General features: G+C 71.8%; 21 protein-coding genes and 1 pseudogene. 11 read left to right on the top strand and 11 right to left on the bottom strand.

What is annotated here, in order from left to right; translation table 11 throughout:
- Positions 1-4 precede the first annotated feature (4 nt).
- Positions 5-391, top strand: coding sequence for a transposase family protein (locus ACFVH0_RS16335; RefSeq protein ID WP_385820644.1), 387 nt, complete (start codon positions 5-7; stop codon positions 389-391).
- Between the two features lie 156 nt (positions 392-547).
- Here ACFVH0_RS16335 and ACFVH0_RS16330 read toward each other — a convergent pair whose 3' ends face one another.
- Positions 548-1063 carry a hypothetical protein gene (locus tag ACFVH0_RS16330; RefSeq protein WP_385820642.1) on the bottom strand — a complete coding sequence of 172 codons (516 nt, stop codon included), beginning with the start codon at positions 1061-1063 and terminating at the stop codon, positions 548-550.
- Positions 1064-1214: 151 nt separating this feature from the next.
- A complete protein-coding gene (locus ACFVH0_RS16325) occupies positions 1215-1865 on the bottom strand; it encodes a TetR/AcrR family transcriptional regulator (RefSeq protein WP_385820640.1) in 651 nt (216 codons plus the stop codon).
- A 130-nt stretch (positions 1866-1995) separates the two neighbouring features.
- Between ACFVH0_RS16325 and ACFVH0_RS16320 the strand changes: the two genes are divergently transcribed.
- From ACFVH0_RS16320 to ACFVH0_RS16310, 3 genes are read left to right on the top strand one after another with little or no spacing between them, the layout of a single operon-like run.
- Complete coding sequence (locus ACFVH0_RS16320; protein ID WP_385820638.1) at positions 1996-3186, top strand: CaiB/BaiF CoA transferase family protein; 1191 nt, start codon at positions 1996-1998, stop codon at positions 3184-3186.
- A 46-nt stretch (positions 3187-3232) separates the two neighbouring features.
- Complete coding sequence (locus ACFVH0_RS16315; RefSeq protein WP_385820636.1) at positions 3233-4660, top strand: MFS transporter; 1428 nt, start codon at positions 3233-3235, stop codon at positions 4658-4660.
- Positions 4657-6075 (top strand): amidase, encoded by a 1419-nt coding sequence (locus ACFVH0_RS16310; protein ID WP_385820634.1) that lies wholly within the window; start codon positions 4657-4659, stop codon positions 6073-6075. Before ACFVH0_RS16315 ends, ACFVH0_RS16310 begins: the two co-directional genes overlap by 4 nt.
- 422 nt (positions 6076-6497) lie before the next feature.
- On the opposite strand, the gene ACFVH0_RS16305 is transcribed toward ACFVH0_RS16310, so the two are convergent.
- Complete coding sequence (locus ACFVH0_RS16305; RefSeq protein WP_385820632.1) at positions 6498-6797, bottom strand: hypothetical protein; 300 nt, start codon at positions 6795-6797, stop codon at positions 6498-6500.
- A 337-nt stretch (positions 6798-7134) separates the two neighbouring features.
- Here ACFVH0_RS16305 and ACFVH0_RS16300 point away from each other — a divergent pair, with 337 nt between their 5' ends.
- A complete protein-coding gene (locus tag ACFVH0_RS16300; RefSeq protein WP_385820630.1) occupies positions 7135-7620 on the top strand; it encodes a hypothetical protein in 486 nt (161 codons plus the stop codon).
- 89 nt (positions 7621-7709) lie between these two features.
- On the opposite strand, the gene ACFVH0_RS16295 is transcribed toward ACFVH0_RS16300, so the two are convergent.
- The gene (locus ACFVH0_RS16295) at positions 7710-8144 is read right to left on the bottom strand and encodes a hypothetical protein (protein WP_385820628.1); all 435 of its coding nucleotides are present in this window, start codon (positions 8142-8144) and stop codon (positions 7710-7712) included.
- Positions 8145-8351: 207 nt separating this feature from the next.
- Here ACFVH0_RS16295 and ACFVH0_RS16290 point away from each other — a divergent pair, with 207 nt between their 5' ends.
- The 3 genes from ACFVH0_RS16290 to ACFVH0_RS16280 all read left to right on the top strand — a co-directional run bounded on the left by ACFVH0_RS16290 (position 8352) and on the right by ACFVH0_RS16280 (position 11980).
- Entirely contained in the window at positions 8352-8858 is a 507-nt protein-coding gene (locus ACFVH0_RS16290; RefSeq protein WP_385820626.1) for a SigE family RNA polymerase sigma factor, read from the top strand.
- Positions 8859-9539: 681 nt separating this feature from the next.
- On the top strand, positions 9540-10703 hold the full coding sequence (locus ACFVH0_RS16285; protein ID WP_385820625.1) for a glycosyltransferase: 1164 nt from the start codon (positions 9540-9542) through the stop codon (positions 10701-10703).
- On the top strand, positions 10700-11980 hold the full coding sequence (locus ACFVH0_RS16280) for a glycosyltransferase family 39 protein (protein ID WP_385820623.1): 1281 nt from the start codon (positions 10700-10702) through the stop codon (positions 11978-11980). Before ACFVH0_RS16285 ends, ACFVH0_RS16280 begins: the two co-directional genes overlap by 4 nt.
- A 99-nt stretch (positions 11981-12079) precedes the next feature.
- Here the strand turns inward: ACFVH0_RS16280 and ACFVH0_RS16275 are convergent, their stop codons facing one another.
- The 3 genes from ACFVH0_RS16275 to ACFVH0_RS16265 all read right to left on the bottom strand — a co-directional run bounded on the left by ACFVH0_RS16275 (position 12080) and on the right by ACFVH0_RS16265 (position 14908).
- Positions 12080-13093, bottom strand: a complete 1014-nt coding sequence (locus ACFVH0_RS16275; RefSeq protein ID WP_385820621.1) for a BtrH N-terminal domain-containing protein — start codon at positions 13091-13093, stop codon at positions 12080-12082.
- Entirely contained in the window at positions 13090-13896 is an 807-nt protein-coding gene (locus ACFVH0_RS16270) for a MerR family transcriptional regulator (protein ID WP_385820619.1), read from the bottom strand. The genes ACFVH0_RS16275 and ACFVH0_RS16270 overlap by 4 nt, the downstream gene beginning before the upstream one ends.
- A 295-nt stretch (positions 13897-14191) precedes the next feature.
- On the bottom strand, positions 14192-14908 hold the full coding sequence (locus ACFVH0_RS16265; protein WP_385820617.1) for a TetR/AcrR family transcriptional regulator C-terminal domain-containing protein: 717 nt from the start codon (positions 14906-14908) through the stop codon (positions 14192-14194).
- A 180-nt stretch (positions 14909-15088) separates the two neighbouring features.
- Here ACFVH0_RS16265 and ACFVH0_RS16260 point away from each other — a divergent pair, with 180 nt between their 5' ends.
- A complete protein-coding gene (locus ACFVH0_RS16260) occupies positions 15089-16693 on the top strand; it encodes a CocE/NonD family hydrolase (RefSeq protein ID WP_385820848.1) in 1605 nt (534 codons plus the stop codon).
- Positions 16694-16742: 49 nt separating this feature from the next.
- Positions 16743-16906 (top strand): annotated as a pseudogene (locus ACFVH0_RS16255) (ATP-binding cassette domain-containing protein); the annotation flags it as partial.
- Between the two features lie 293 nt (positions 16907-17199).
- Here the strand turns inward: ACFVH0_RS16255 and ACFVH0_RS16250 are convergent.
- Positions 17200-18252 carry an alpha/beta hydrolase gene (locus tag ACFVH0_RS16250; RefSeq protein ID WP_385820615.1) on the bottom strand — a complete coding sequence of 351 codons (1053 nt, stop codon included), beginning with the start codon at positions 18250-18252 and terminating at the stop codon, positions 17200-17202.
- Positions 18253-18366: 114 nt separating this feature from the next.
- On the opposite strand from ACFVH0_RS16250, the gene ACFVH0_RS16245 reads away from it, so the two are divergent.
- Positions 18367-18966, top strand: a complete 600-nt coding sequence (locus ACFVH0_RS16245) for a TetR/AcrR family transcriptional regulator (protein WP_385820613.1) — start codon at positions 18367-18369, stop codon at positions 18964-18966.
- 364 nt (positions 18967-19330) lie between these two features.
- On the opposite strand, the gene ACFVH0_RS16240 is transcribed toward ACFVH0_RS16245, so the two are convergent.
- The 3 genes from ACFVH0_RS16240 to ACFVH0_RS16230 are packed head-to-tail and all read right to left on the bottom strand — an operon-like array spanning position 19331 to position 26228.
- Positions 19331-21223, bottom strand: a complete 1893-nt coding sequence (locus tag ACFVH0_RS16240) for a hypothetical protein (RefSeq protein WP_385820611.1) — start codon at positions 21221-21223, stop codon at positions 19331-19333.
- A complete protein-coding gene (locus ACFVH0_RS16235) occupies positions 21220-25077 on the bottom strand; it encodes a DUF5682 family protein (protein WP_385820608.1) in 3858 nt (1285 codons plus the stop codon). Before ACFVH0_RS16235 ends, ACFVH0_RS16240 begins: the two co-directional genes overlap by 4 nt.
- Complete coding sequence (locus tag ACFVH0_RS16230) at positions 25074-26228, bottom strand: AAA family ATPase (RefSeq protein WP_385820606.1); 1155 nt, start codon at positions 26226-26228, stop codon at positions 25074-25076. Before ACFVH0_RS16230 ends, ACFVH0_RS16235 begins: the two co-directional genes overlap by 4 nt.
- Between the last annotated feature and the right edge of the window lie 18 nt (positions 26229-26246).

Genomic DNA, 26246 nt, shown 5'->3' with positions numbered 1-26246 from the left:
GGCCATGTCCCATCGTGTTTTCTGCGGGCTGTCGCGCCGACATCCGGGCGAGTTGGCGGCGGGACTCGCCCCGCGCCGGGTGGCGCCCGCGGCGAGTCCGGGCGACGTGAGGGCGAACGTCGGAGGGAGGCGGGCCGGGCCGAAGTACGAACCGGTCTTCAGCGACCGGCTCCTGGTGGCACTGGCCCATCTGCGGACCGGGCTCACCCATGAGGCGTTGGGCGTACTCCACGAGGTGGGGTCCTCCACGATCGGCCGAGCGCCCCGGGAGGTCCCCCCCAGGGGTCGCCGTCCCGGCCGACGGGCCTTAGTCTCCGACCGCGCCGCCGAACGACCCACCCGGCACAACCCGAACACGGAGCTGATGCACGTCCGCACCACGGCCTGCTGAACCACCCGCTTCCCGAACCCACAGACCGACACGCCCCGACATCAATCGCGGGTCAGCACGTGATCGCCCTGCTCGCCGCACAAGCCTCGCGCCTGGATCGCGCTCCGAAGAAGGTTGCCAAGGTCTGGCCGCTCCGAATCGTGCTCACCGGTGCGCCTACGTCTCGTTCAGTGCCGCGGCAGCCGCGTCGACGAAGGGCGTGATCAGCCGAATGTAGGCACGTAACGTCTCTTGGAACTCACGGCGGTTCTCACGGCAGGCGTTCTCGGCCATGGCCGCCAGAGCTGTGGCGAGCGTGCCCGACATGATCAACAGGTTCGACGCTGCGACTTGGACCGTGGAAGGGCCTTCCAGTTCAACCAGTGTCACCGCCCGACGCAACCGCTGGTGCCGGTCGCGGTGTGCGGACAGGGCGGCTGCACACTCGGTGATCGAGAGACCGTCGACCACTCGGAGTCCGTCAGCGACGACCTGGGCCTGCTCGATGAGTTCCAGGTACGCCGCCCGCCGAGTCTGACGGGTGCCTTCGCGGCGCTGCGCCTCAGTAGTCGCATCGACCTGGACCCGGGCAGCGCGGGCGTTGCCCCTGCTGGTCAGCCAGCTCGCCAGCGAACTGGCCGCGATCGCCGTCACACCTGTGAGGCCGGCGACGAACAGCGAGTTGTCAGACATGCCCAGGAGTCTCTCCGAGAAGACCCCACGACGGCCACCGCTTCCTGATCAGTACCCGATGTGTTACGTCCTGAACATGATCATCCGACCCATGGGCGGCCAGGTAACGGGGAGGAATATGTACCTCTGGCGCCCGTGGAACCGAGTCGCGTCACACCTGTGGGGTCTGCTGCGAAGACGGAGTGGCGAGGCCGGCGAGCATGAGGCTGAAGGCTCGGGCCGCGCGTGTGTCGAGTTCGTCGACGGGGATGCCGGTGTCGCGGGCGTAGGCCTCGCGGAAGATGACATAGCCCATCTGCGCAGCGGCGGTCATGACGTGGGCGGCGAGGATGTCGGCGTCATCGGGCAGTGAGCCGTCGGCCTGGTCGCGTTGCAGGGCCTGCAAGGTCTGGGCGAGACGAGGCAGCGGGCTGAAGCTGTCGTCGCGGTCGAGTGCGAGCAGCGCTTCGAGTTTGACGAGTTCCGGCTCGCCGAGGCGGTGACGGAACATCGCGAGGCGCCGCTCGGCGAACGGCTGCTCCCAGTGGTCGTCGCGGTCTTCGGTCTGGTTCTCGACGAGGTCGGCTGCCGCGGCGCGGAGCAGGGACTGGCGGGTGCCGAAGTACTGGTAGATCTGCCCGTGGTTGACGCCCGCCTCAGCGGCGATCTCGCGGAGGTTCACCCCGGCGAGGACTCCGTCGCGATCGAGCAGGGTGCGTGCGGCGGCGAGCAGATCCGCCTCCGTCTCCTCTCTGCTGCGGCGGCGGCGCCGCTTCTTGCCCGTCTCGGCCTGTTCGACCTCGCGCGTGTGGCTCTTGGTCATGTGCTGCTCCCCGTCCGTCCTGGATGAATCTTCCCGCCTCAGCCCTTGCCGCGCCGAGATGGCCACTCTATGGTCCCACTAACAACGTTTCGTTAATAACGAAACGTGAATAGTGTGCGAAGGGGCACCCATGTCGACACTCCCTCTGGCGGGCATACGCGTCCTCGACCTGTCCACCGTGCTGGCCGCACCGGTCACCGCCACGTTCCTCGGCGACTTCGGCGCCGAGATCGTCAAGGTCGAAGATCCCGGCCGCGGCGACTTCACCCGCGGCACGACCCCGGGCGCCCGGTCCCCGTACTGGGCCCAGGAAGCCCGCAACAAGAAGTCCGTCACTCTCGATCTGCGCACCGAGGCCGGGCAGCGGATCGTGCGCCGGCTCGTGCCTCACTTCGACGTAGTCATCACCAACTACCGGCCGCCGACACTCAAGGCCTGGGGCCTGGACCCGGACACCCTGCGGGAACTCGCTCCGGACACGGTGCTCGTGTACGTGACGGGATACGGGCTGACCGGGCCGTACAGCGACCGCGGTTCCTTCGACCGGATCGCGAGCGCGTTCGCCGGCCTGACCTACGTCACCGGAGACGAGGACCGTCCGCCGGTGCGCAGTGGGTATTCGACGATCGACTACATGGCCGCCTATCTGGGGGCGTTCTCGGTGGTCACCGCGCTGTACCACCGGGACACCGCGGGCGGCGGTGGACAGGTGATCGATCTGGCGCTGTACGAGGCGGGGTTCAGAGCATCCGAGGACGCGCTCGCCGCGTACGCGACGACCGGCAGGGTGCGGGAGCGCCTCGGTAACCGGAACCCTCAGATCGTGCCCGCCAGCGACTTCACGGCCTCCGATGAACGGCGCGTGTCGATCCACGCCGGCACCGACGCCCTCTTCGGCCGGCTCGCCGCCGTCATGGGCCGCCCGGAGCTGGCGGTGGATCCCGCGTACGCCACACGAGCGGCACGCGCCGAACACGCGGATTCCCTCTACACACTGATCGCCGAATGGGCCTGCGGCCACTCGGCGGACGAGGTGACGAAACTGCTGAGCGATGCCGGGATCCCGGCATCGCCGCTGATGAGCATCGCGGACATCGCCGCTGACGCGCACTACCAGGAGCGGGGCACGCTCGTCACAGTCGACGACCCCGACTTCGGGCAGCTCCTGATGGTCGCCCCCCTGCCGAAGATGTCGAAGACTCCGGGCAGCATCCGCTCCACCGGCCCGGTGCTCGGCGAGCACAACACCGAGGTCTACCGGGGTGTGCTCGGCCTCGGCGAGGACGAACTCGCCGAACTGTGTGCCCTTGGCGTGATCTGAACCTCCCGCCTTCCCGCCCCTTTTCCTTTCGGGAGGTCACGCGCCCATGGCCCTCACCTTGCAGTCCGCCGCGCTCGGGATGCGTCTCGACCGGCTCCCGCTCAGCACGTTCCACCGTCGCCTGGTCCTCGCCCTGGCCGGGATGATCCTCTTCGAGTGGGTGGAGACGTACGCATTCGCGTTCGTAGCCCCCGCCCTGCGCGAGCAGTGGGGCATGCCACTGTCCACGGTCGCCGTCGTGGCCGGTATCAGTCAGCTCGGCGCCTTCGCCGGGGGTGTGCTCGGCGGCTACCTCGCCGACCGGATCGGCCGCCGACGCACCATGCTGGCGTGCGTCACCCTCTACTGCACCGCCACCGTCGGCTGCGCCCTGGTCCAGAACCCGTGGCAGCTGATCACCGCCCGCACCGCGGCCCACTTCGGCGCCCAGGGGATGGCCGTGGCCGCCATCGTCGTCCTCGCCGAGTTCGTCCCCGCCGCAGCCCGGGGGCGCCTGCAGACATACAAGGTGGCGGTCGGCTCGCTCGGCATCCCCATTGCCGCCTGGGCCGGCTATTTCCTGGTGCCCATGGGGACGTGGGGGTGGCGAGTCGTCTTCGGCCTCGGGCTGTTCGGGGTCGTCTTCGCCTGGCTGATCCGCCGTTGGGTTCCGGAGAGCCCCCGCTGGCTCGCCTCCCGCGGCCGAATCGCCGAGGCCGAGGACATCGTCCGGTCGATCGAGCTCCAGTGCGGCATCCGGCCCCCGGCCGACGGGCCGGCAGCCCGCTCGGCAGACAGCCTCGCCACGCCCGCGACATCGCCCGCACCGGTCACCGCCGCCGCCCCGCCGCGCCCCCGTATCGCCGAACTCTGGGCTGACGCCAATCGCCGGAACTTCCTCATCGTCACCACCATGTGGGTGACCGGCCTGCTCGCCTACTCCGCCTACAACACCTGGACGCCCACGCTCCTCGCCGAGACCGGACTCGACCTCGACGACACCCTGCTGCTGTCCGCCGCCCTGGCCACAGCCGCCCCGCTGGGCGCGCTGGCCGCCGTACCGCTCATCGACCGCTGGGACCGGCGCCGTACCCAGCTCGCCCTCGGAGCCCTGTCCGCCACTGCTCTCCTGCTGTTCTCGGCCGTCCGCGCGCCCACCGCCGTCCTGGTGTTGGGCTGCCTGGTCAGCCTGCTGTTCCAGATGGCCGTGCCCTTCCTCCAGGTGTACTCGGCCGAGATCTTCCCCACTCCGATCCGGGCGCTCGGCTCCGGCACCGCCAATGCCCTGTCGCGGATCTTCAACTTCGCCGCGCCCATGCTCGTCGCCGCCGTCTACACCGGCGCCGGCTACACGGCCGTCTTCGTCCTGCTGGCCGCACTCAGCGCCACCGGCGGCCTCATCGCCGCCCGTTACGGCCCACGCACCACCGGCGTCAGCCTCGAAGCCACCACCCCTGACACCGCCCAGCCCCGCAAGGAGCCCACCACGCCATGACCGACCTTTCCTTCGCCTCCGCCACCGAACTCACTGGCCTGATCCGCAGCCGGGACCTGTCACCCACCGAGCTCGTGCGCCACACCCTCGACCGGATCGCCACCGTCGACACGACGGTCAACTCCGTCGTCGCCCTCGCCTCCGAGCGGGCGCTCGCCGAAGCCACCGCTCTGGAACGGCGCCTCGCTCGCGGCGAGGATTCGGGGCCGCTCGCCGGCCTCCCGATCCTCGTCAAAGACCTCGAAGACGCGGAAGGCCTGCCCACCGCCCGCGGCACCCGCGCCTACCGGGACCGCCCGCCCGCGGCACGGGACAGCGTCCACGTCGCCCGGCTGCGCGCCGCCGGTGCCCTGGTGATCGGCAAGACGAACACGCCGCCGCTCGGCGCCGCCGTGCACACGGCCAACGAGGCCTTCGGCACCACCCGGAACCCGTGGAACCCCGAGCGGACACCCGGCGGCTCCAGCGGCGGCTCGGCCGCGGCCGTCGCCGCCGGACTCGTCGCCCTGGCCACCGCCGGCGACGGCGGTGGGTCCACCCGCATCCCCGCCGCCCTGTGCGGGGTCGTCGGCCTCAAACCGTCCCGCGGCCGCATCCCCCACGGCCCCTACCGGATGCCGGTGTGGCCCCAGCACGCCTGCCTGACGGGCATGGCCCGCACCGTACAGGACACCGCTCTGCACCTCGACGTCGCCGCCGGCCACTACCCCGCCGACCCGAACTCACTGCCCGCACCCGCCCTTTCCTACCGCGACGCCCTCAAGACGCCGCTGCCCGCCCTGCGCATCGGAGTCCTGCGCACCCTCGGTATCGCCACCCCCCGCCCCGAGATCCTCGGGGCCCTCGACCATGCGGCCGGCCTGCTGCGCGACCAGGGGCACGCCGTACGGGACGACGAGTCGGCCCTGCCCGGCGCCGACGAGTTCCCCGCGCCGTTCCAGCTCCGGCAGAAGGTCCTGGCGTACGCCCGGCTCCTGGACATCCACGACGACTTCGCCCGGCGTCGCGACGCCTTCGAGCCGTGGTTCGCCGGCCTCCTCGACGCGAGTCGCTCCCTCACTCCGGCCGACCTGGCCGCCTACTGGGCCCACCGCGCCCACCTCGACCACTGGGCGGCCGGCCTCTTCGACCGGTACGACCTGCTGCTCATGCCGACCACCCCCACCACCGCGTGGCCGGCCGAAGGCCCCGACGTGGCTGCGGCCGTCCAGGAGAGGGTCCTGCCCATCTCCTACACCGCCGTCTTCAACGACACCGGCCACCCCGCCATCAGCATCCCCGCCGGAACCGCCCCGGACGGCCTGCCCCTCGCCGTCCAGCTCATCGCTCCCCATCACCGCGACGAACTCGCCCTCACCGCCGCGCACACGATCGAGACCGCACTCGGCACCCGCCGCCCGTCCGCCTTCGCCTGAACCGCAACGGGCAGCCCGCCTCGTCCCTCAGCTCTCCCTACCCGGGCGGAAGTTGAGGACGGGGCGTGGCGGTCAAGCTCACGACGCGGAGCAGCCCGACCGGCTGCTCACCCTGGTACTTGATGCCACGTACGGGACACCGCTCCAGAACGATTGACTGCTGCAATGCCCTCTGCGCATCGTGCCTGTTCGAATATCGGACGCACATGACGGGCTGAAGCACTGCAGAACGAGCAAGCCGGAGCACAGCAGTTGTCACACGGGCAGGGCTGTGGTCATGGAGATCGCTGCTTCAGCCCGAGTGGAATCCGGGGCGGTCACCGGCACCTGGTCGCTGCTGCCACCTGGACGAGCGGCATCTGTGGAGAAACCCGAGCCCCTGACAGGCTGTGGCCGTCCTCAACCGCAGTTGCGGGAAATCCTCAGGATCCGTGCTCGCGGGCCGACGCGATACCCGCCCGTACCGCTTCCAGCAGGGCTTCCAGGCCCTGCGCCTGCTGCCATTCCTCGGCCGAGTGGTGCCATGTGTGCTGCGCCGCCGGGGCTTCGGGCGAACCGGCGACGACCTCGACGGTCCGCCTCCCCTTCCGGTCGGGGCCCGTGACCCGCAGATCCATGTTCCGGATGTGGAACCGCCGCGGATGGCTGCCGAAAACCTCCAGGATCCGGCCGTCGAACGTGTAGAACTCTCTACCTGCCCTGGCCGTGGTCTCGTCGGTCATGGGGTGACGCTACACGCGGGGATCCGCGGCTGTCAGGCCCCCGCTCGCAGACAGGTCCATCACCGCTCCCGCCGCCGGACGGCCCGGGGCGGCGGAGGTCGAGGAGAGGGGCCGGGTTCGAGACTCCGTGGAACACCAGGAGGTTCATCAGGGGCCGGAGGACGACGGCCCGCCTCGGCACCCGGGTCTCCCGACCTTCGGTAGTGACGACCGTGGCCGTGATGACACCCGCGAGAAGGTGGTGCGGCTCCGGTCGACGTCGTACTACCGGCCGCCCAGGGCGACGCTGAGGGCCACGTCCCTCGTGTGGTGCAGGGACAGCCCTCAGGGTGCCGAGATGTTGGAAAAGGTGGGTGCTGAGGTTCTGGTCGAGCGCGAGCGCATCGCGGCCCGGGTTCGGGATGAACTGATGGCCGCCGGCTTGCCTGTCCTGGCGCCGGGGCTGGATCCGGTGCTTTCACAAGGCGTTGAGGTCAATGTCGACCCGTTCGACGACGACGCCGGCGGGGTGTCCGTGGCCTGGAGGTCCAGCCCGCGACTGGAGAACTGTGTGCTGCGTGCGGTGAAGCTCAACCTGCTGGACGATCCGACGCTCGCCCATCAGCGGGTGGTACTGGAGGCGATGCTCGCGGCGATCACCGCGATCCTGATGTCGGCCGGGTTCACGGTGCGCGACAGCCTCAACGACTACGCGCCGTTCACTTTGGAGGTGCCGGCCGGCCCCGGTGGCAGCCCGTCATGGGCGTTGCGCGACGAAGAGCTGACCGTGTCGGGCCGGTCGACCGGCGTCGGCGGGGCCTCGGACGGTGGATCCGAATCCTGACCGGGCCGAGGTGCCCGGTTGCAGGCTGTGTTGTCCGCCGGGCCCGGTCGGCTCGGCGTCGTCGTGCTCGACCTGGTGGGCCAGCGCCATCAGGTCGCCGTCGGCGAACCGCTCGACGGTCGCGGCGGTGCCCAACGCCCGGTCGGCCGGATCGATGCCGCGCAGTTTCGCCGGCGCGACCGCGTCGGTCGTCTTCGCCGAAACCCGCCGCACTCCTGACTCGCCGGCGTCGTCCAGACCCGCGCCGCGAAGAGGAGCAGAGCCGGCGGGTGCACCCGCTCGTACTCCTCGCAAGGAGGAGCGGACCATCGGGTGCGCCGCAGCGGCTTCTCGATGCCGTCGGTGCCCTTCTCCTGCCGCGGGAAGAACCGGGCGTACTGGTCGAACTTCGCGGCAATCAGCACGGCTTCCTCGGCGCAGTTGTCGGCCTGGATGAACAGCAGCGCCACCCCGGCCTCCAACGCAGTCAGGACAATGTCGGCGCGGGCACTGCCGATCGCGGGGTTCTTCCAGGCGCCCTTCATTAGGAGCGCAGCCTCGGTGGCGTAGGGGGTAGGGGTGCCGATCCGTCGCGGGCATCGACAGCGGCCCGTGTGGCTGCCTGCGCTTCGGCCGACTGCTCGGTGGCGATATGCCCTGTGATCCAGATCATGGTCCGCAGGTGCATCGTGGGCCACCTCCCGGTGCCTTCTACAGGGTGTAGGCGACCGGCGAGAACAGGGACAGTGTGGATGGAGCAGAGTCGAGCCCGTGCGTTCGACGAGTTCGTGGCTGCCCGGTGGTCGGTACTGCTCCACCTGGCCCGTCTGCTCGTCGGAGGCGATCGGCATCGGGCCGAGGACTTGTTGCAGGAGTCCTTGGTCAAGCTCTGGTTCGTCTGGCCCAAGGTCGCGGACGAGGCACCGGAGCCGTACGTCCGCAAGGTGATGACGCGTGCGGCGGCACGCTCGGGACAGCGGCGTTGGTGGGGTGAACGCCCCGTCGAGCAGCTGCCCGAGACGGCTGTTGTCGGCGATGTGTCAGCGGACGTGGTGGAGCGTTCCCGGCTGGAGGCCGCGCTGGCCCAGTTGTCTCCGAAGCAGAGGGTGGCGGTGGTGCTGCGCTATTACCAGGACCTGCCCGAGGGGCAGGTGGCGGAGGTGCTCGGGTGCCCGGTGGGCACGGCTCGGTCCCATGCCGCACGCGGAGTGGCCCGGCTGAGGCAGATCCTGGGCAATGTGAACGAGCCGGTGCGGTGAAGGAGAACCCCATGGATCACTTCGAACGGCAGCTGGCACAGATGATGCGCGACACCGAGGCGGCGCCCGCACGGTTCGAGCCGAAGCACCGGGAACGTCTCTGGGCAGGGGTACGTGTCCGCCGTCGGAGACGGGCCGCACGGAGGGCGGTCGGCTCCGTCCTGGCCGTCGTCGGCCTCAGTGTCGGGCTGTCCCTGCTGCCCGGCCATGCGACCCGGGTCGAGCCCAGCCGCCCCGGCCCACAGCCCACGACGAGCCCGCCGACCTCCGCCCCGCCCGCGACACCTGACATGTCCCCGAGCGCACCCCCCTCCTCGGGCACCTCCACCGTCCCCGCGCCCCCGGACGGGACCGCCACAATCGCGCCGCCGGCCACGACCGGGAGTACGGCCACGGCCACCGAGGCTACGCCGGGAAGCACGGAGGGCGCGTCGCCACCCTCGACCTCGGCCCCGCCTTCGGGTACGGCGACCGCGCGGAACCAGCCGTTGACCGCAACGTCCTCGCTCCTCACCCCGTAACGCCGCAACGCCGTCACCCCGTAACGCCGCAGCGCCGCAACACACCGTCGCCCCGTGTGTCTTCGGCCTGCCTCGTACCAAGTCATAAAGAGGATGAAACGTGATAAATCAAGGTTCAGTTGCCCTGAAGAACCTGAGCCGGCTACCGCAACGCGCATCAGTGGCGACACACCATCCGGAGCCCGTCCTGGACGTGGTCATCCCCGTGTTCGACGAGGAGAGAGATCTGGAGCCGAGCGTGCGGCGGCTCCACGCGCACCTGTGCGAGACCTTCCCCTACCCGTTCCGTATCACCATCGCCGACAACGCCAGTACGGACAGCACCCCGCGGATCGCCGCTCGGCTGGCAGACGAACTGCCCGAAGCACAGTGGCTTCGGCTGGCCGAGAAGGGGCGCGGCCGGGCGCTGCGTACAGCCTGGTCGCTCTCGTCGGCCCCCGTACTCGCGTACATGGACGTGGACCTGTCCACGGAACTGACCGCGTTGCTGCCGCTCGTGGCCCCGCTGCTCTCCGGCCACTCCGACATCGCCATCGGCACCCGTCTGGCTCCCGGTTCCCGGGTGGTGCGCGGCCCCAAGCGAGAGATCACCTCGCGTTGTTACAACGCCCTCCTGCGCTCCGTCCTCGCCGTGCGCTTCTCGGACGCGCAGTGCGGATTCAAGGCGGTGCGGCGTGATGTGGCCGAACAACTGCTGCCCCTCATACAGGACTCGGAGTGGTTCTTCGACACCGAACTGCTGGTGATCGCCGAGCGTGCCGGGCTACGTATCCATGAGGTGCCGGTCGACTGGGTGGACGATCCCGACACCCGGGTCGACATCCTCGCCACGGCACTGGCCGACCTGCGCGGCATCGCCAGGATCGGTGGGGCACTGGCACGGGGCACGCTGCCGCCGGGCGGGTCGCTCCGCGACGGTGGCGCCGCCGCGCGGGGCGGGCTCGCCACCCAACTCCTGTGCTTCGCCGCCGTAGGAGCCGTCAGTACCCTCGTATATCTGCTCCTCTACGCATGGCTGCGCCCGGTGGCCGGCTCCCAGGCCGCCAACGCACTCGCGCTGCTGGTCTGCGCCGTCGCCAACACGGCCGTGAACAGGCGGTTCACCTTCGGCCTCCGTGGCCGCGGCGGTGTGCTGCGCCACCAGGGCAGGGGCCTGTTCGTTCTCCTGATCGGCCTGGCGATCACCGGCGGATCGCTCGCCGCCCTGCACCACTCGGTGCCCTCGGCCGGGCAGGCCGCCGAACTCGCCGTGCTCCTCGCCGCCAACCTGGCCGCGATGCTGCTGCGGTTCCTGCTCTTCCGAGTGTGGGTGTTCCGCGCATGACCAAGACCGCCGTCCGTACGACCGGGACCGGCACCCGGAGCTGGAACGCGAGGCTGTCCGAGCAGCCCGCCACCACGGGCCCCGACCGCCGGAGCCGGCTGCGCCGCACAGCCGAGCACTACGGCCCTGTGCTGGCCATCTACGGCACGCTCAAGCTCATCGGCTTCGCCACCTTCATGTGGCTGCTGCACTCCGCCGGGGACTACCGCACGAAGCACCCGCGCTTCGGCGGCGGCGCCCACCCGTGGGACGTCCTGGCCAGCTGGGACGGCTGGTGGTACCAGCAGATCGCCGTGCACGGGTACGACCCTCGGCTGGTCCCGATCCCCGGCGCCACCGGCCCGATCACCCTCGAAGGGAACTCGGCGGCGTTCTTCCCGCTCTACCCGGCGCTGATGCGGCTGGTCTCCGAACTCACCGGCCTCGGCCCGTACGGCGCCGGCCTGCTGGTCTCCGTCGTCGCCTCCTTGACCGCCGCCCTGGGCATCTACGCCATCACCGAGCGCCTCGGCGGCAGACGGGCCGGGCTGGCCGCGGCCGGACTCTGGGCCGTCTGGCCCGGTTCCGGCGTGGAGTGGGCGGTCTACTCCGACTCCCTCTACGTGGCCCTGGCCGTCTGGGCCTGCCATGCCGTCCTGAGCCACCGCTGGCTCACCGCCGGTCTCCTCACCTGCATGGCCGGGCTCAACCGGCCCACCGCCGCGGCGCTGATCGCCGCCGTCGTCGTCGCGGCCCTGCTCGCGCTCCACCGCAGCCGGGACGGCATCCTGCGTCCGGTGGCCGCGATGGCCGTCGCTCCGCTCGGCCTCCTCGCCTATCTCGGCTGGGTGGGTCACCGAATGGGGGACTACAGCGGCTACTTCAGGCTTCAGTCCGATGCCTGGGCCCACGAGTGGGACTACGGCCGACACACTCTCGATGTCCTCACATCCGTCCCGGTGGGCCATTCCGACTATCTCTCCGCCTGGCCCTTCGCGGACCTGATCGGTGTCGGTGTCGTCCTGCTCGCGATCGCGCTGCTTCCGCTGCTGATCCGGCTGCGTCCCCCAGCCGTCCTGGTGGTCTACACCGTCCTGACCCTTGTCCTCGTCCTCGGCAGCCAGCAGATATTCGGCAACGTCTCCCGCTATCTGCTCCCCCTCTTCCCGCTCTTTCTTCCGATCGCAATCGCCCTGCGCCGCCTCAGCCTGACTCACCAGCTCGTGCTTCTCGGCATCGCGGCCCTGGCCTCCGGCTCGTACGCGGGCTACGGCCTTTTCGAACTCGGCGTCCCGTAACCGATGGCTCCAGAAATGGATGCCCGATGACCACGCCCCTGCCCACCGCCGAGCAATCAACGTCGCCTTTCGACATTCGGAAGGCGACCTTGAGGGCTGTCAGGGCTGGATCGCCCTTGGGGACTCACTCCCCAGGCGGCTCAGCGCCTGCATGGCCTCTCGCTCCATACGTGAAAGATCGCCGAGGATCGAGCCGGCCTGGGCGAGGCACTGCGCATTGCCCGATTCGCCGGCTTTCCCGATCAGTGCTGCCGCTTGCGTCCACAGGCCGGCCGCCTCGGTGTACAGCGTGTGGCCGGTGCGCAGATGGCTGCTGTCGAGCAGATCGGTGCATTCGGCGAGGAAGTCGCGGTAGAGGTTTCGGAACAGGGCGCCGCCGGTACCGGCTTTCTCCATCATGAGGGCAGCTTGTGGCAGATCTCGCTGCGGGGCATCGGTGCGCTGGAACCATCCACCCACCAGCTTGCCCGCCTTCTCAATGCCTCGGTGGCCGAGGTTGGCGATGGGCGGGTTGAGGAAGGCGTCGGCGCAGGCGGTGATGGCGGGGATGATCCGGCTCTGTGGGGAGGGCGGGTTCCTCGGTACGGTGAGGGTGAAGGAGCGGTGCTTGGCGGTCATCGGGCCGCGCGCGGCCCTGGCCCGGGCGAGGCCGGCCAGGCTGGTGGTTACCGCTCCGCCTTGCTGATCGGTGTCCACCAGGTAGGCGTTGTGGTCGTCGTAGCCGTACATGGCTACGACGTGGCCACCGAAGTGGACCTCCGAACCGAAGTAGTCCAGGTAGTGGCTGTCGAGCTGCAGCCCGACCGGGCGGCCGGCGTCGATGGGAGCCACCACGTTGTCCCATGCCTTGCGCGGGGAGGTGGTCTCCTGGACCAGGAGCTCCAGCCCGAGTCCGGTGGCCAGTTTTCTGGTGAGGTCGAAAGGCTTGACCCGTCCCCCGAGGAAGGGGAAGGCCATGTTCTTGCCGTCCCAGTAGATGAAGGACAGACCGGAGCCGAGGCCGAACAGCATGGGCTCGGACAGATCAAGTCCTTGGTGCCTCAGCAGCACCCCCAGGGCCGTCGTCTCGCAGTGCTGCGTACCGCGGGCATCGATGTCCATTACCGCAGTCATGCCGTGCTCTCCTGTACGGGAATGATCAGCCGGGTCATCAGTTCTTCTTGTGGTGCCTCTGCCGGTCCGACGAGATACGCCTCGCGTACGGGTGCTTGCGAGCGCAGTCCGCGCTCGTGGATGGCAGCGAAGAGCGCGTGGTAGGCCAGAGGCAGTTGCGTGTAGGGCCCGATGTGCATCGTCTCGGCAACGGGTCCGCCGGGCAGCACCTCAAATTCCAGGCCGGGCACACCTTCTCCCTGCGAGGTCTGCGCTCCGACGGTGATCTCCATCCGCTCTTCCAGATCCAGCGGGTACAGCCCCCACAGCGGTGGCTCCCACGCGATTCCCGTCCTGCCGAGCGCGGGCAGCAGTCGGCCTGCGCATTCCTCGAACTCGCCTCCGATCCCCGCAGGGGTGCAGACCGCTCGCACCACTGCCAGTCGTCGCTCCGGTTCTCTGTTCACCGTCACCTCATAGCCGGGCGGACCGCCCCCCGCCAGTCGCTCCAGCATCTCCAGCCGGGCCTGGTCCCTGCTGATCCGCTCGGCCAGCCGGTCCCGCTCTGCGCGCAGGATCTGTGCCCTGCGCGCAGGCTCGGCAGCCAGCGCCCGGGCGATCACAGCCAAGGGAAGGTCCATTTCGCGGAGCAGGGCGATGGTCAGGGCATCATGTGCCTGCTCGGGTGCGTAATAGCGGTAGCCCGAGCCGGCGTCCACGCGGGCCGGGGCCAACAGTCCTGTTTCGTCGTAGTGCCGTAGCTGCTTGACGCTGAGGCGGCACAGGCGGGCGAAGCGCCCGATGGTGAGAAGTTCGTCTTGCACACCATCATCGTGGACTCTCCCACGGTGGGAGAGTCCAGCGCTGTCTCGACGGACTCGGACGGGAGCTCGCCCAACCCCGCAACGGTCGCCTCACCCACCGGCTCCCGCACGGAGACCCCCAAGGCGCGCCCTCGCCCGCCACGACGTGACCGTGTCTCCGGAATCCACCGGGCTCCCGGCCACCTCCGGATGCCGGCCGCCTGTGCGCGGTTCACCATTTCGAGCGGCGCTCGGGCGTCCTGGACGACCTCCGCCGCCAGGGCCATGGACGGAGCGCACGCACAGGTGCGTGGCATCAGTCAGCGTCGAGACCGTCAACCAGGCGGCCCAGGAAGCGGGCGAAGGTGGCTTCGGCGGTGAGCGGGTGTCCGGGGGCGGAGAGGGCTTCGGCGAGTTCCGGATGTCGGCCGTCGGCGGCGACAGCGGCGAGGTAGCGGGCCTCGGCTGCGACCCGGTCCGGGGATTGTGAGGCTGCGGCCTGCGTGATCTCGTGAGCGACGTGTCCGGCAACGAATGCGGTGAGTTGGGCGAAGACCTCCAGCTTCGCTGCACCGTCCAGCCCGGTGGGCCGCAGGGCGGCGAGAGCATGTTCCAGAAAGGCCAGCGTGTTGGGGCCCGGAACGCGACGGGTGGACAAGGCGGCGGGCAGCCAGGGGTGGCGCAGCATGTGTGCGCGCTGCAGGTGGGCGATGGTCTTCAGATCGGTGCGCCAGTCACCACTGGGCGGGGCCGTGACCGTCAGTTCGCCACTGACGTGGTCGACCATCAGTTCCAGCAGTGTGTCCTTGTCGGGGGCATAGCTGTAGAGCGACATGACGCCGGCTCCGACCTGGGCGGCCACCCGCCGCATGGTGACCGCTTCGAGGCCTTCGGCGTCCGCCAGCGTGACGGCTGCCGCGGTGACCGCCTCCCGGCTGAAGGAGGGCCTGCGGCCCCTGCGGGGTTCAGTGGTGCGCAGCCAGAGCTGTCCGGGGTCGGCGCCCGCGCCACCGGGCCTTCCGTCACTGGGCACGATCTCGCGCTCCTTCCCCTGTTCCTAGGACGGCGGTTGCGAAGGCCATCCTGACATCCTCTATTCTCGTACATTGTACGAGAATAGAGGAGGGGAACGATGCCACCACGCACGCCCGATTCCGTGGCCGGACCGGCCTGGGTGCCACCTGCCGGAAAAACGCCGCTGTCCTCGCGGATGATGAGGGCGACCTGGCGAGGCCTGCCGGCGAAACGGCACGAGGTCGGGTGGGAACCGGGGCTGGTGGTGCCGGCCGCCGACGGAAACCCGTTGATCACGGACCACTACTTCCCGCGCGCGGAGGGCGACTTCCCGACCCTTCTGGTCCGCTCCCCTTATGGCCGCGGCCTGCCGTGGTCTCCCCAGTACGGCCTGCTCTTCGCCGAACAGGGCTTTCACGTGGTCCTGCAGAGCTGCCGCGGCACCGGCGGTTCGGGGGGCGCGTTCGATCTGTGGCGCAACGAGGCCGCCGACGGACAGGCCACAATGTCCTGGCTGCGCGAACAGCCCTGGTTCGACGGAACACTGGGAACGGTGGGCCCCAGCTACCTGGGCTACGTGCAATGGGCCCTTGCCCTGGACCCGCCGCCGGAACTGAAGGCCATGGTGGTGCAGGTGGGCCTGCACGATCCCTACGCCCTGTTCTACGCGGATGGTGCGCTGCGCCTGGAGAACGCCCTCGCCGTCGGCGCGGGCATGACCTACCAGCACCAGGGCATGGGCCCCTTCCTGAAGGCGACGCTGCGCCTGCAACGCGGCCTGCGCGCCGTCACCACAGCTCAGCCCCTGCGCGGTGCGTACGAGTCCGCCCTGGGGTGTGAAGTGCCCTGGCTGGACGAGGTGATGACACACCCGGACGCCGAGGCCGCCTACTGGGCCGGCGCGTCGTTGGCGGCTTCGGCGGAGCGGCTACAGGTGCCCACAGCTCTGATCACCGGATGGCACGACGCACTGGTCGACCAGACCTTCGAGCAGTACGACCGGCTGCGTCGGGCCGGATGCGAGACCGCCCTGCTCGTCGGCCCCTGGACCCACACCTCTGCCCTGCAGCGCGGATGGCCGGAGGTGTTCGCCGAAAGCCTCGCCTGGCTGCGTGCCCACCTGTGCGCCGACCCGTCCGGCCTGCGCCCGACCACGGTGCGCGTGCACATCGGCGGCGAAAACGCCTGGCGGGACCTCGACGAGTGGCCGTCGGCCGCGGCTGCCACCTCGTGGTACCCCACTTCCGGCGAGCATCTCACCCAGCAGCCCCCCACGGACTCCGCACCCCTGACGTCATTCCGCTACGACCCGGCCGACCCCACCCCGTCCATCGGCGGCCCATTGCTTTCCCGCACCGCCGGTCCACGCGACAACGGCACCCTGGAAGCCCGGGACGACGTCCTGACATTCACCAGTCCCCCACTGACCGAGCCCCTGGACGTTCTGGGCCCGGTCTCCGCTCGGCTGAGCGTCTCCACGGACACAGGCCACACCGACATCTTCACCCGCCTGTGCGACGTGGATCCACAAGGCCGCTCCGTCAACATCTGCGACGGACTGGGCCGACTTCGGACGACCGAACACGTTCCCTCGCAGGTCACCGTGCCGATGAGCTCCACCGCCCATCGCTTCGCCGTCGGCCACCGCATACGCTGGCAGATCAGTGGAGGCGCCCATCCGCGCTATGCCCGCAATCCCGGCACCGGGGACTCGCCGGTGGACGCCACCTCCTTCGTGCCGGTGCGCATCACGGTCCACACGCACTCGGCGCTGATGCTCCCCTCCAGCTCTGAGCTCGCGTAATTCCTCTGCTCTCCGGAGAACGGAGTCACCTGTACCCGAGGAGCCCTTCATGACCATGCCGCGAGCCAACTGCGCGAGGTGAACCGCCGGTACGACCACGGCCCGCCTGCTCTGCACAGGGCGTCGCTGGTCGTGCAGCCCGGCGAGGCCGTCGCGATCCTGGGCCTTTCCGGCAGCGGCAAGTCCACGCCACTCAATGCGATCGCGAGCCTGGGTGCGCTCCTGCCCGCCGGCCGGGCCGTCGGCGCTTCTGCCGCCGGCCGGGCCGCCAGGGCCCGAACCGCCACGGCCCTGCGTACCGAGCAGGAAGCCGGGTTCGGGACTCGTGCGGCCCCCTGGAATCCCTACCGGATTCCCGGGACCACCCGGATGGCGCCCCGGAGGAACGCATCGCTCCCGTGAGCGCCGGTGCGGACCCGCGAGCGCTGTGCGTGGCGTCGCCGAGAGGAGACGCCACGCACAGCGCTCGTGGGTTGGCGGCTTCGTGTTGCGACAGGACCGTCGGATCAGCCGATCAGGGTGTCCTTCAGCCAGGGAGCGATCACGGCCATCGCCTCGCCGAAGCGCGAGATGGCGCAGTGGCCGGTGTCGGGGATCAGTTCGACCCGGGTGTCCCGGCGGCCCTCGAACACCAAGGTGTCGTCCAGTGGTACGTGGACGTCCTCGGTGCCGTTGACCACCAGCATCGGCCCGTTGGCGTCCTGGTCCAGCAGCGGGCGCAGGTCGAAGGCCGCGAAGGCCTCCTCGCGCGCGGCCTTGCTCGGCATGGCGTCGAAGCCGAGGGCGTTGCCGACGATGCCGTCCATGCCGAAGGCGAAGCCGCGGCCCGGAGCGAAGGAGCGCTCCACCGGGCCGCCGAGCACGACGGAGGCGTCCACCGCCCCGGTCAGCCCGGTCCGGGCGGAGTAGTAACCGCCCATCGAGATGCCGAAGTGGCCGACCTTCCCGTTGCCGATCGTGCGGGCGAAGGAGACCAGTCCGGCAATCACCTCGGCCCCGCCGTCCGGGGTCATCGGCAGGTGGGCGGTCTCGCCGGTGCCGGCGATGTCGAACAGCAGCAGCCGTGCCGGCAGCGCGAGCGCGAGCTGCTCCCACATGCCGTGCAGGTCGGTCTTCCAGGAGTCCACCCCGCCGCTGGCCAGTACGACCGGCGCGTCGGCGGGCAGGCCGGGGGCGGCTGTCAGGTGGATCGGCAGGGTGGTTTCGCCGCCGCGGTACGGGACGGTGAGCGTGCGGCGCTCGAACTCCACCGGGAAACCGGGGGCGGCGAGGGCGTACTGCTCGACCTGGCGGGCGAGCGCGGTGCGCTTCGGTTCGTCGGCCAGTGAGGGGAACTTGGCCCAGCCGTACGCCTGCGCGGCCAGGCGGTGGCGCCCGGCCTCGGCGTGCCGGGCGGCGAGGGCGGACCACTCGTACACCCAGCTGCCGGGCCGGTCGGGCCACATCTCGGTGATGGCGGCGCGGACCGCGTCCACCTCGTAGACGGGAAGTCCGAGGGTCATCTGCGGGTAGCGCTCGACGAACAGGTCCTGAGGGTCCAGGGGCCAGGTGAAGGACATGGTGATGCCTCCTGCGTACTTAAAAGCCGGAACTCTTGCGTTAGTGACTATGCGCCCGGGCAGCACTTAATGCAAGCCGTCCTGCGTTAAGGTGGTGGTCGAGGTGATCGACATATGACCGAGGAAGAACCGGAGCCGGTCCGCCGCCGCCCTGGCGGCCGCGCCGCGCGCGTCCGCCAGGCCGTGCTGGCAGCCACCATGGAGGTACTGGCCGAGGAAGGCATCGCACGGCTCAGCATCGCCGAGGTCGCATCCCGTGCCGGGGTGAACGAGACCACGGTGTACCGGCGTTGGGGCAGTCGGGAGAAGCTCGTGCTGGACGCCATGCTGGTCGGCAGTGACGAGGGCATCCCCGTCCCCGACACCGGGGCCGTCCGCACCGACCTGGCCGCCTTCGCCCGCGCGCTGGCCGAGTACCTGGCCACCCCGACCGGCCGCTCCGTCGCCCGGGAGGCCTCGCTCAGCTCCGAGGACCCCGCCCTCGCCGCGGCTTGGCACGCCTTCTGGCAGTCCCGACTCGATCAGGCCGGCGTCATCATCAGCCGGGCCGTCGGACGCGGAGAACTCCCGGCGGACACGGACGCGGCCCTGGCACTGGAACTGCTCTGCTCCCCGCTCCAGACCCGCTCCCTGCTCGGTCACCGCCCGATCGAGCCGGACCTCCCGGAGCGCTTGACGGACCTGGTACTGAACGGTCTGAAGGAGAGGGGATAGGGCCCCCCGGAGATACGCCGGCCCTGCCTGACCGGCCACCGCCGCCGCGAGGCCGCGACCACGACCGCGGTCATGGTCGCGGTTGCGGTCGCGGTCGCAGTCGCAGTCGCAGTCGCAGTCGCAGAGAGGGTGTCGCCCCCATGGGTGACACCGATACCGAACCGGTCCGTGCCGTGCCACCGGCCCTCGACGCATCCAGGGCGTCGAACACGGGTAGCGGGGACCGATGGTTCGGGAGCGGCTCGACGGAGGAGTTCGCAGACGGGCTGCCACGCCCTGTGGTGCGGACCGCCGGAAGGACCGGGGCCCGGAACCGCCTGAGCCCACCGGGCGGCCCGGGCGGCCCGGTGGGCTCAGTGGTGGGTCACGACCAGGACGCGGCCACCAGCGAGCGTTCCGCAGCCGCCAGGTGCACGGCCGAGGCGAGCCAGGCCCTCGCATAGGCGTCGGCCGAGGGGTCGGCCAGGCGGCCGAAGGCGTCTCGGGGGCGGCGGCCCGCCTCCGTTGTCAGGGCCTGTGCGAGGTGGGCCGCTACGCCGAGTTCCGCCCGGGTCAGGCGGGCGGACAGCGAGGCCGCGTCCGTCCCGCGGCCCGTCTCGGCCACGGCACGGCGACCGCCCGCGACGCCCGTCTCCAGCAGACGCCGGACACGCCACAGCGGTGCCTCCGCCAGCGGGTCGGGGCCCGCGGTGACCGGCCCGCAGTCCGCAGGTCCCGCCGTCCCGCGGGGGAAGTGCTCGCCCTGGAGCCGGTCGTAGCCCAGGTCGGCACGGCCCATCCACGCGTCCGGCAGCCGCAGCGTGGCGGACGCTCCCGGCACCGGCCCGACCGCCAGCGGCCGGAGCGTCGCCGCCCGGTCCAGGTCGGGACGGCCGAGCACACGCAGGGCGAGCCCCGGGTGTTCGGCGATCCGGCGCAGGTTGGCGGCGTGCGGCAGCTCCGGGTGGGGGTGTGCGGGGCGGATCCGCAGCAGCGGTCCGTCACCGGCGACGCGGACGACGACAGCGTCGCCGGCCGCACCGATCACCTCGACGTCGCAGCCCAGCAGACTCGGAGCCGTTCTGCCGGGCTCGCCCGCTCCGGGCCCGCCGTCGGCGAGCACAGCGGCCATCGCCTCCCGCACCGGTCGGTTGAAGAGGGCGGCGGCGGGTTCCTCGGACCAGTCCACCCCGCGCATCGGCGTCGCGCCGACCCCCCGCCCTGCCCCGAGCCGCCCGTCCGCCGAGACGGTCGCGCCGACGATCCGCAGACCTCCACGTGCCAGCCCGGCGTGGTCGAGGACGGCACCGCCGAGCGCCACGGACGCGGACCCCGCACCCTTCACGCGGGCGAGGCCACCGGGGCGCACGTCGGACACCGTGTAACCGGCGCCGTCCGGACCGACCAGGTGCGTGGTCACTCCGCCGTACCCCGTCGCGGACAGCACCGGCTCCCGGCACAGGCCGTACACCCGCAGGCTGCCGCCCTGTTCGTAGACCCGGCGCGCGGAGCCGGCCGCCTCCGTGCCGGCCGACCCGGAGGCGAGGAGGGCGGTGCCGGCCAGCAGCTCACGGAAGGCTCCGGTGAGGTCGGCGAGACTCTGTCCCTGGCTCCGCTCCCGCGCGGCCCTCAGACTCCGTACGACTCGCAGCGCGGCCGCTTCGGCCCGCGGCAGCCCGGCCAGCCGCGCGGTGTGGGCGGCGCGGAGCAGCTCGGCCTGCACCACGGCGCCGCCCGCCGTGACACCGGCGGACAGAGCTTCGGCGGCGGCGTCCCACAGCGCCGTGGCGGCAAGGACCTGCGCCGCGGTGAGGGCGGCCGGCGAGACCACCGTGGCCGCGACGTCGGCGGTGGGGGTGTTGTTGGATGCGGGCTTCTCGGGGCCCGCGCCCGTGTCGGAGGTTGTGTCCGGGCCTGCGGCCTCCCCCGTACCCGGGTCGTCACCCCCGCCCGCGTCGTCCTCCCCGTCGGCGTCGTCCTCCCGGTCGGCGATGGGTGCCGCGCCCAGGGCCGCGGCCCGGTGCAGGCAGCGCGGAGCCAACAGGCAGGTGCACACGGCCTGTTCCGCGCTCGTTACCGTGCCGGACGGGCCCGGGCGCAGCGTGACCGTGGCGTCCTCGCCGAAGTGGACCTCGACCGTCCCGTCGGCCGTGGCGGATGCCTGGCCGGCGCACCCAGAGATCGCCGCGTCGAGTTTCTTGCGCAGCCGTGAGCTGAGCTGCTCCACGGCGTCGGCGAGGACGTCGGGGGCGACGGGAGGCAGGAGTTCGGTGCTCAACGGGGTTCTCCACGGAGGCGGTCGCCCACCCAGCGGGCGAGTTCGAGCGGGCTGAGGGCGGCCACCGGCATACCGGCCGCGACGAGTTGGCGCGCCACGGACACCGAGTAGCGCGGCGTGCCGGTGTCATCGAGCGCAGCGCAGCCCAGCAGGTGGGCGCCGGAGGACGCCAGGGCACGCACCTCGCCCAGCAGCCCGCCGAGCGGTGCGCCCTCCTCGAAGTCGCTGACCACGACGACCAGCGTGCGGCTCGGCACGGTGATCAGCGAACGCGCGTGCGCGAGACCGGCCGCGATGTGCGTACCGCCGCCGACGCGGACCTCCAGCAGCAGCGACAGCGGATCCTCGACCCGGTCGGTCAGGTCGATCACCTGCGTGGAGAAGGCCAAGAAGTGCGTGGACAGGGTGGGAACCCCGCCGAGGACCGCGGCCGTCAGCGCCGACCAGATCACCGACGCCTCCATCGAGCCGGAGACATCGACGACGAGGACCAGGCGCCAGTCCGCCTCCTTGCTCGCCCGCGTGCTGAACAGCGGGCGCTCCGGTACGACGACGATTCGGCCGTCCTCCGTCCGCCGGGTGTGGGCGAGATTGGCCCGCAGGGTACGGGCGAGGTCGAGGCGCCCGCCGGGCCGTCGGGTCGGGCGTGGGGTGGCCAGACCGGTGAGCGCCGGGCGCAGGCGGGTGGCCAGCTCCCGGGACAGCTCGTCGACGAGCCGCTTCACCAGTGGACGCAGCCGGGCGAGTTGGGCCTCGGGCATGCCTCCGGCCAGGGACAGCACCGAGCCGAGCAGCTCCACCGACGGGCGTACCGACGCCGGATCGAGCTGCGCGAGCACGTCGGTGCGACCCGCGTCGGCGGCCTCCGCGAGGACCTCCTCGCGTACGTCGGTGCCGAAGAGGGCCTCCAGTTCCTGCGCCCACTCCCGCGCGGTGGGGAAGGACGGGTCCTGGCCGCCGCCTTGACCTGGTGCGCCGCCGTCCAGGTCCTGGGCGCCTTCGCCGCGCCCGCGGCCGTAGAGCTCGTCCAGGGCGTGGGCGTAGCGGCGCGCGTCGCCGGTGAGCCGTTCCTTGTGGCGGCCGAGCAGCAGCCGCCAGCGGTCGGCACGGCCGAGCCGTCGGTCCGTGCCGACCTGGACGGCGCTGTCCGCTGCGGGTGGGGGCACGGGGCGGGGATCGCCGGCCGAGGCCGGGCCCGGGTCCGTTGCTGCGTCGGTGTCCGCGCCCGGCAGGCCCAGGGCCTTCAGCGCCGCCGATCCGGCCGCGTCGGCCGCCGCCCACAGGGCGAGCAGCTCGGGCGGGGCGTCGAGTGACAGGTCGAGCCGGTCGCCGAGCCGCTCCGTCACGGTGGTGAGCAGCCTGTCGCGCGCGGCCGGGGCCAGCGTGTCGAAGCCGCCGCGCAGGGCCGGGAGCCGGTCGAGGAAGTCCTGGTCGGTCAGCGTGTCGATCCGGTCCATGAGCACGGCGAGCGCGTCCGGCGACGCTTGGAGCAGGGGACCGGCGGCCGTGAGCAGCCCGGCAAGACGCTTCGCCAGCGCCCGGCGCGTGTCCGGAGCCGTGGCCCCGTCGATCCAGCCGGCCGTACGCTCGCCCAGCCCGGCCGCGTCGTCCAGGTCGAGCAGCACGCGTACGGCCAGGGCCGCGCCCTGGATGAGCGGGGAGCCCTCGGCCGCCAGCTCGGCGAGCACCCGGTCCAGTCGCAGGCCCAGATGACGGGCGGCCGTCCGGTCCGCCAGCGCCACCAGCGCCCCGGCGTCGGCTCCGCTGTCGCTCCCGGCGAGGCCGGGCAGGGCCCGGACCGCGGCGTCGAGGAGTTCCTCCGTGAGGGCGCCGGCCGTCGTGCGGGCGTCCTGCATCGTGTCGGGGTAGTGGCCGCGCCGCAGTCCTTCCAACAGGTCCAGGGCCTGGAGGAGCTCGGGCAGGTCGGCGCTGTCGGGCAGCACGACGGATGCCTCGTACAGGCGTGCGTCGACCAGTTCGGGCAGGCCGCAGCGCGCGGCGGCGGTCAGCCCGGTGAGGATCTGGGCCGGGGTGGGGCCGCCCTCGGCGGCCTCGTGGCGCGCGGTCGCGGCGAGCGTACCGGCGGCGGCCTGGGCCGCGGTCACCCCGCGCACGCCCGCGAGGTCGAGGCGTGCGGGCACGGACGGCGTCCACGTCAGGCGCCACCTGGTGCCGAGCGCGGTGCCGTCGCCCGTGCCCGCCACGTCCAGGGGTTCGCCGTACGAGGCACCGATCACCAGCAGCCGCTGGAGCAGCACTTCGCGGCGGCCGTCCAGCTGTGAACGGAGCGGGTCTAGGCGCAGGTCACGGCGGTCGGGGTCGTCCGGCCGGGGCAGCCGCAGTTCCGCGAGTTCGGCCTCGACCGAGGGGCCGAGACCGGACCGGGGCGCGTGCGGGCTGATCCGGCCGCGTGCGGTGCCGACGAACACGGCCTCCAGCGCGCGGGCCAGCGCCCGGCCCCGGCCGAGGGGTTCGCCCTGGCCGAGGACAGTGGTGACGGCCTCCAGGAGTTCGCCGCGTCCGGGAGCGGGCAGTCCGCGCAGGGCGGCCAGGTCGCAGGCCAGGCGCAGCGTCTCGGCGCCTTCGCCGGTCCCCGCGGTGTGACCGTTGCGGCGCATCTCACGGCACAGGCCGGTCACCGCGTCGGCAGCCGCCTCCCGGATCCGTTCCGGATCGCCGGCGGCGGTGAGCACCGCCTGCTGCCACAACGGGTCGCGGATTCCAGCCGGGTAGCCGGACCGGGAGTCGAGCAGGTCGAAGGAGTACGGCACGAGCGAGGTCACCGCCGAGCCCTCGGTCGCTGCGGCGCCTTCTCCCCCGGCCCTGCCGGCCGCCCGAACCCCTGCCGCGTCCGTACCGGACCCCCACGTGCGGGGCCCCGCACCGCGCGGGGCGGCCTCGGACGGGACGGCCGCCCGCCCCATAGCGCCGGAGACGTCCGCCGTCCCGGCCCCGGCCTCCGCGTCCGTGGATGTGAGAAGCGCGGGTGCGTGGAAGGCGCCGATCACGGCTGCCACCCGGCGCCCGTCCGCCGAGGCAGCGGCGATCACCTGCCGCATCCGTTCCTCCCGGGCCAGGTCGGCGGCGGGTACGGCGGCGTCGGCGCGCAGGGCCCAGCCCACGCCCAGCGCGGCTCGGCGCACCGCGTCCGGGGCGCACCCCGGAGCCAGCACCTCCACCGCGCGGTCCCACAAATCGTCACCGTCCCGGCCGGTCCCGGCGGCGGCGAGCGCCTCGGCGTACGAGCGCCGCACCCGCGACGTCCCGTCGCCGGGAGCAGGGTCAGGACCGGCAGGACCGGCATCAGGACCGGCGTCGAAACCGGCAGGGCCGGCGGCGGGACCGGCTTCGGGACCGGCGGGACCGGCCTCGGGACCGGCGGGACCGGCTTCGGGACCGGCGTCGAGCACACCCGTGGCCCCCGGGGGCGCATCGGCCTCCGGACGTACGGCCTCGTTCCCGTCCCGCTCGCTCACCGGCCCGAGTGCCCCCGCCGACCAACGCGGGTCGCCGAGAGGAAGGTCGCAGCACACGATCTCCACCCCTCGGCTTCTGGCCCAGCGGACCGCGGCGAGCTCCGGTGAGAAGTCCGCGAACGGGTAGAACGAAAGCCGTCCCCCCTCGCCCGCTCCGGCCAGGGCGACCGGGGCGACGGTTTCGGGGTCCGCCAGGTGTTCCAGCCAGGGCTGGAAGTCGGTCGGCAGCTCGACGCAGACCACCTCGGCCCGCGCCTCTTCCAACAGGGCGGGTACCACCGCGGCCAGCGCCGGACTGTGGTGGCGCACTCCCAGCAGGTACGGCGCCCGCGACGCGGCCAGTGCGTCCACGGCCGTCCGTGGATCGACGGTCGTCAACGCAGGCTCCCGCGCAGGTCCCAGAGCCGGCGCCACATCGCCGAGCCGTTCTCGGCACGGCGGCGCACCGGGCCGTCCCAGTAGCCCAGCAGCCGTGCGTGGTCGGCGGGGTCGTCCTTGCGGACCACACCGAGCAGATGTCCCGGCAGCAGATCGAGCACGTCCTCGGCGGGCAGGTAGGCGGCCGCGACCCCCAGCGACGCCGCCACCTGGACGGCCTCGGCGGTGGACATGACCGTGCCCGGCCGCTCCACGTCCCAGCCCTCGTCGGAGCGGCCGGAGCGCAGGTCGCGGAAGACGGTGACGAGGGCGTCGAGGACGGCGTCATCGACGGCGAAGGCCGCTCCCGCCCGCTGCACGGCGGCGACGGCCTGGCGGCGTATCAGGACCGCCTCGGCGTCGGCGTCGGCGATCGGGTCGACGGTCTCGAAGTTGAAACGGCGCTTCAGCGCGGCCGACATCTCGGAGACGCCCCGGTCGCGCAGGTTGGCGGTGGCGATGACGGTGAAGCCGGGGGCGGCGCGGACGACCGCGTCCTCGGTGGAGGTCAGCTCGGGTACGGTGATCCGCCGGTCCGACAGGATGGAGACGAGGGCGTCCTGGACCTCGGGCAGACAGCGGGTAATCTCCTCGACCCGCACCACCCGGCCGGCCCGCATGGCAGCGAGGACCGGGGAGTCCACCAGGGCCTGCGGGGTGGGGCCCTGGGCGAGCAGCAGGGCGTAGTTCCATCCGTAGCGGAACGCGTCCTCGGTGGTGCCGGCCGTGCCCTGCACCGTCAGGGCGCTGGTCCCGCTGACAGCGGCCGCGAGCAGCTCCGACAGCATCGACTTGGCCGTGCCGGGCTCACCGGTGAGCAGCAGCCCGCGCTCTCCGGCGAGGGTGACCACACAGCGTTCGACCAGCGCGCGTTCGCCGACGAACTTCGGGGCGATCACCAGCTTGGACGGCAGACCGGCGCGACGCCCGGGCAGGGCCAGCTCCACGCCGTCGCTGCCGCAGACGAACGTGACCACCGCGCGAGGAGTGAGCGCCCAGCCGGGCGGCCGCGGCCCGGGGTCCTGGGCGGCGAGGAAGGCGAGTTCGACGGCGTGGCGCTCCTCGGCCGGCTGGCCCTGCCGGACGGGTGCGGTCTGTTCGGTGGCGGTCATGCGGGTTTCCTTCGTCAT

This window comes from Streptomyces sp. NPDC127117 (assembly GCF_042677325.1).
In the GTDB taxonomy this organism is placed as follows: domain Bacteria; phylum Actinomycetota; class Actinomycetes; order Streptomycetales; family Streptomycetaceae; genus Streptomyces.
The sequence above is the reverse complement of the archived record's forward strand: the minus strand, read 5'-3'. Positions and strand labels throughout refer to the sequence as shown.

What these genes read in the sequence shown, in the direction of transcription:
- ACFVH0_RS16335 (WP_385820644.1), top strand. Translation starts at nt 5, where the DNA reads ATGTCCCATCGTGTTTTCTGCGGGCTGTCGCGCCGACATCCGGGCGAG.
- ACFVH0_RS16330 (WP_385820642.1), bottom strand. Translation starts at nt 1,063, where the DNA reads ATGTCTGACAACTCGCTGTTCGTCGCCGGCCTCACAGGTGTGACGGCG.
- ACFVH0_RS16325 (WP_385820640.1), bottom strand. Translation starts at nt 1,865, where the DNA reads ATGACCAAGAGCCACACGCGCGAGGTCGAACAGGCCGAGACGGGCAAG.
- ACFVH0_RS16320 (WP_385820638.1), top strand. Translation starts at nt 1,996, where the DNA reads ATGTCGACACTCCCTCTGGCGGGCATACGCGTCCTCGACCTGTCCACC.
- ACFVH0_RS16315 (WP_385820636.1), top strand. Translation starts at nt 3,233, where the DNA reads ATGGCCCTCACCTTGCAGTCCGCCGCGCTCGGGATGCGTCTCGACCGG.
- ACFVH0_RS16310 (WP_385820634.1), top strand. Translation starts at nt 4,657, where the DNA reads ATGACCGACCTTTCCTTCGCCTCCGCCACCGAACTCACTGGCCTGATC.
- ACFVH0_RS16305 (WP_385820632.1), bottom strand. Translation starts at nt 6,797, where the DNA reads ATGACCGACGAGACCACGGCCAGGGCAGGTAGAGAGTTCTACACGTTC.
- ACFVH0_RS16300 (WP_385820630.1), top strand. Translation starts at nt 7,135, where the DNA reads ATGTTGGAAAAGGTGGGTGCTGAGGTTCTGGTCGAGCGCGAGCGCATC.
- ACFVH0_RS16295 (WP_385820628.1), bottom strand. Translation starts at nt 8,144, where the DNA reads ATGAAGGGCGCCTGGAAGAACCCCGCGATCGGCAGTGCCCGCGCCGAC.
- ACFVH0_RS16290 (WP_385820626.1), top strand. Translation starts at nt 8,352, where the DNA reads ATGGAGCAGAGTCGAGCCCGTGCGTTCGACGAGTTCGTGGCTGCCCGG.
- ACFVH0_RS16280 (WP_385820623.1), top strand. Translation starts at nt 10,700, where the DNA reads ATGACCAAGACCGCCGTCCGTACGACCGGGACCGGCACCCGGAGCTGG.
- ACFVH0_RS16275 (WP_385820621.1), bottom strand. Translation starts at nt 13,093, where the DNA reads ATGACTGCGGTAATGGACATCGATGCCCGCGGTACGCAGCACTGCGAG.
- ACFVH0_RS16260 (WP_385820848.1), top strand. Translation starts at nt 15,089, where the DNA reads ATGAGGGCGACCTGGCGAGGCCTGCCGGCGAAACGGCACGAGGTCGGG.
- ACFVH0_RS16250 (WP_385820615.1), bottom strand. Translation starts at nt 18,252, where the DNA reads ATGTCCTTCACCTGGCCCCTGGACCCTCAGGACCTGTTCGTCGAGCGC.
- ACFVH0_RS16245 (WP_385820613.1), top strand. Translation starts at nt 18,367, where the DNA reads ATGACCGAGGAAGAACCGGAGCCGGTCCGCCGCCGCCCTGGCGGCCGC.
- ACFVH0_RS16230 (WP_385820606.1), bottom strand. Translation starts at nt 26,228, where the DNA reads ATGACCGCCACCGAACAGACCGCACCCGTCCGGCAGGGCCAGCCGGCC.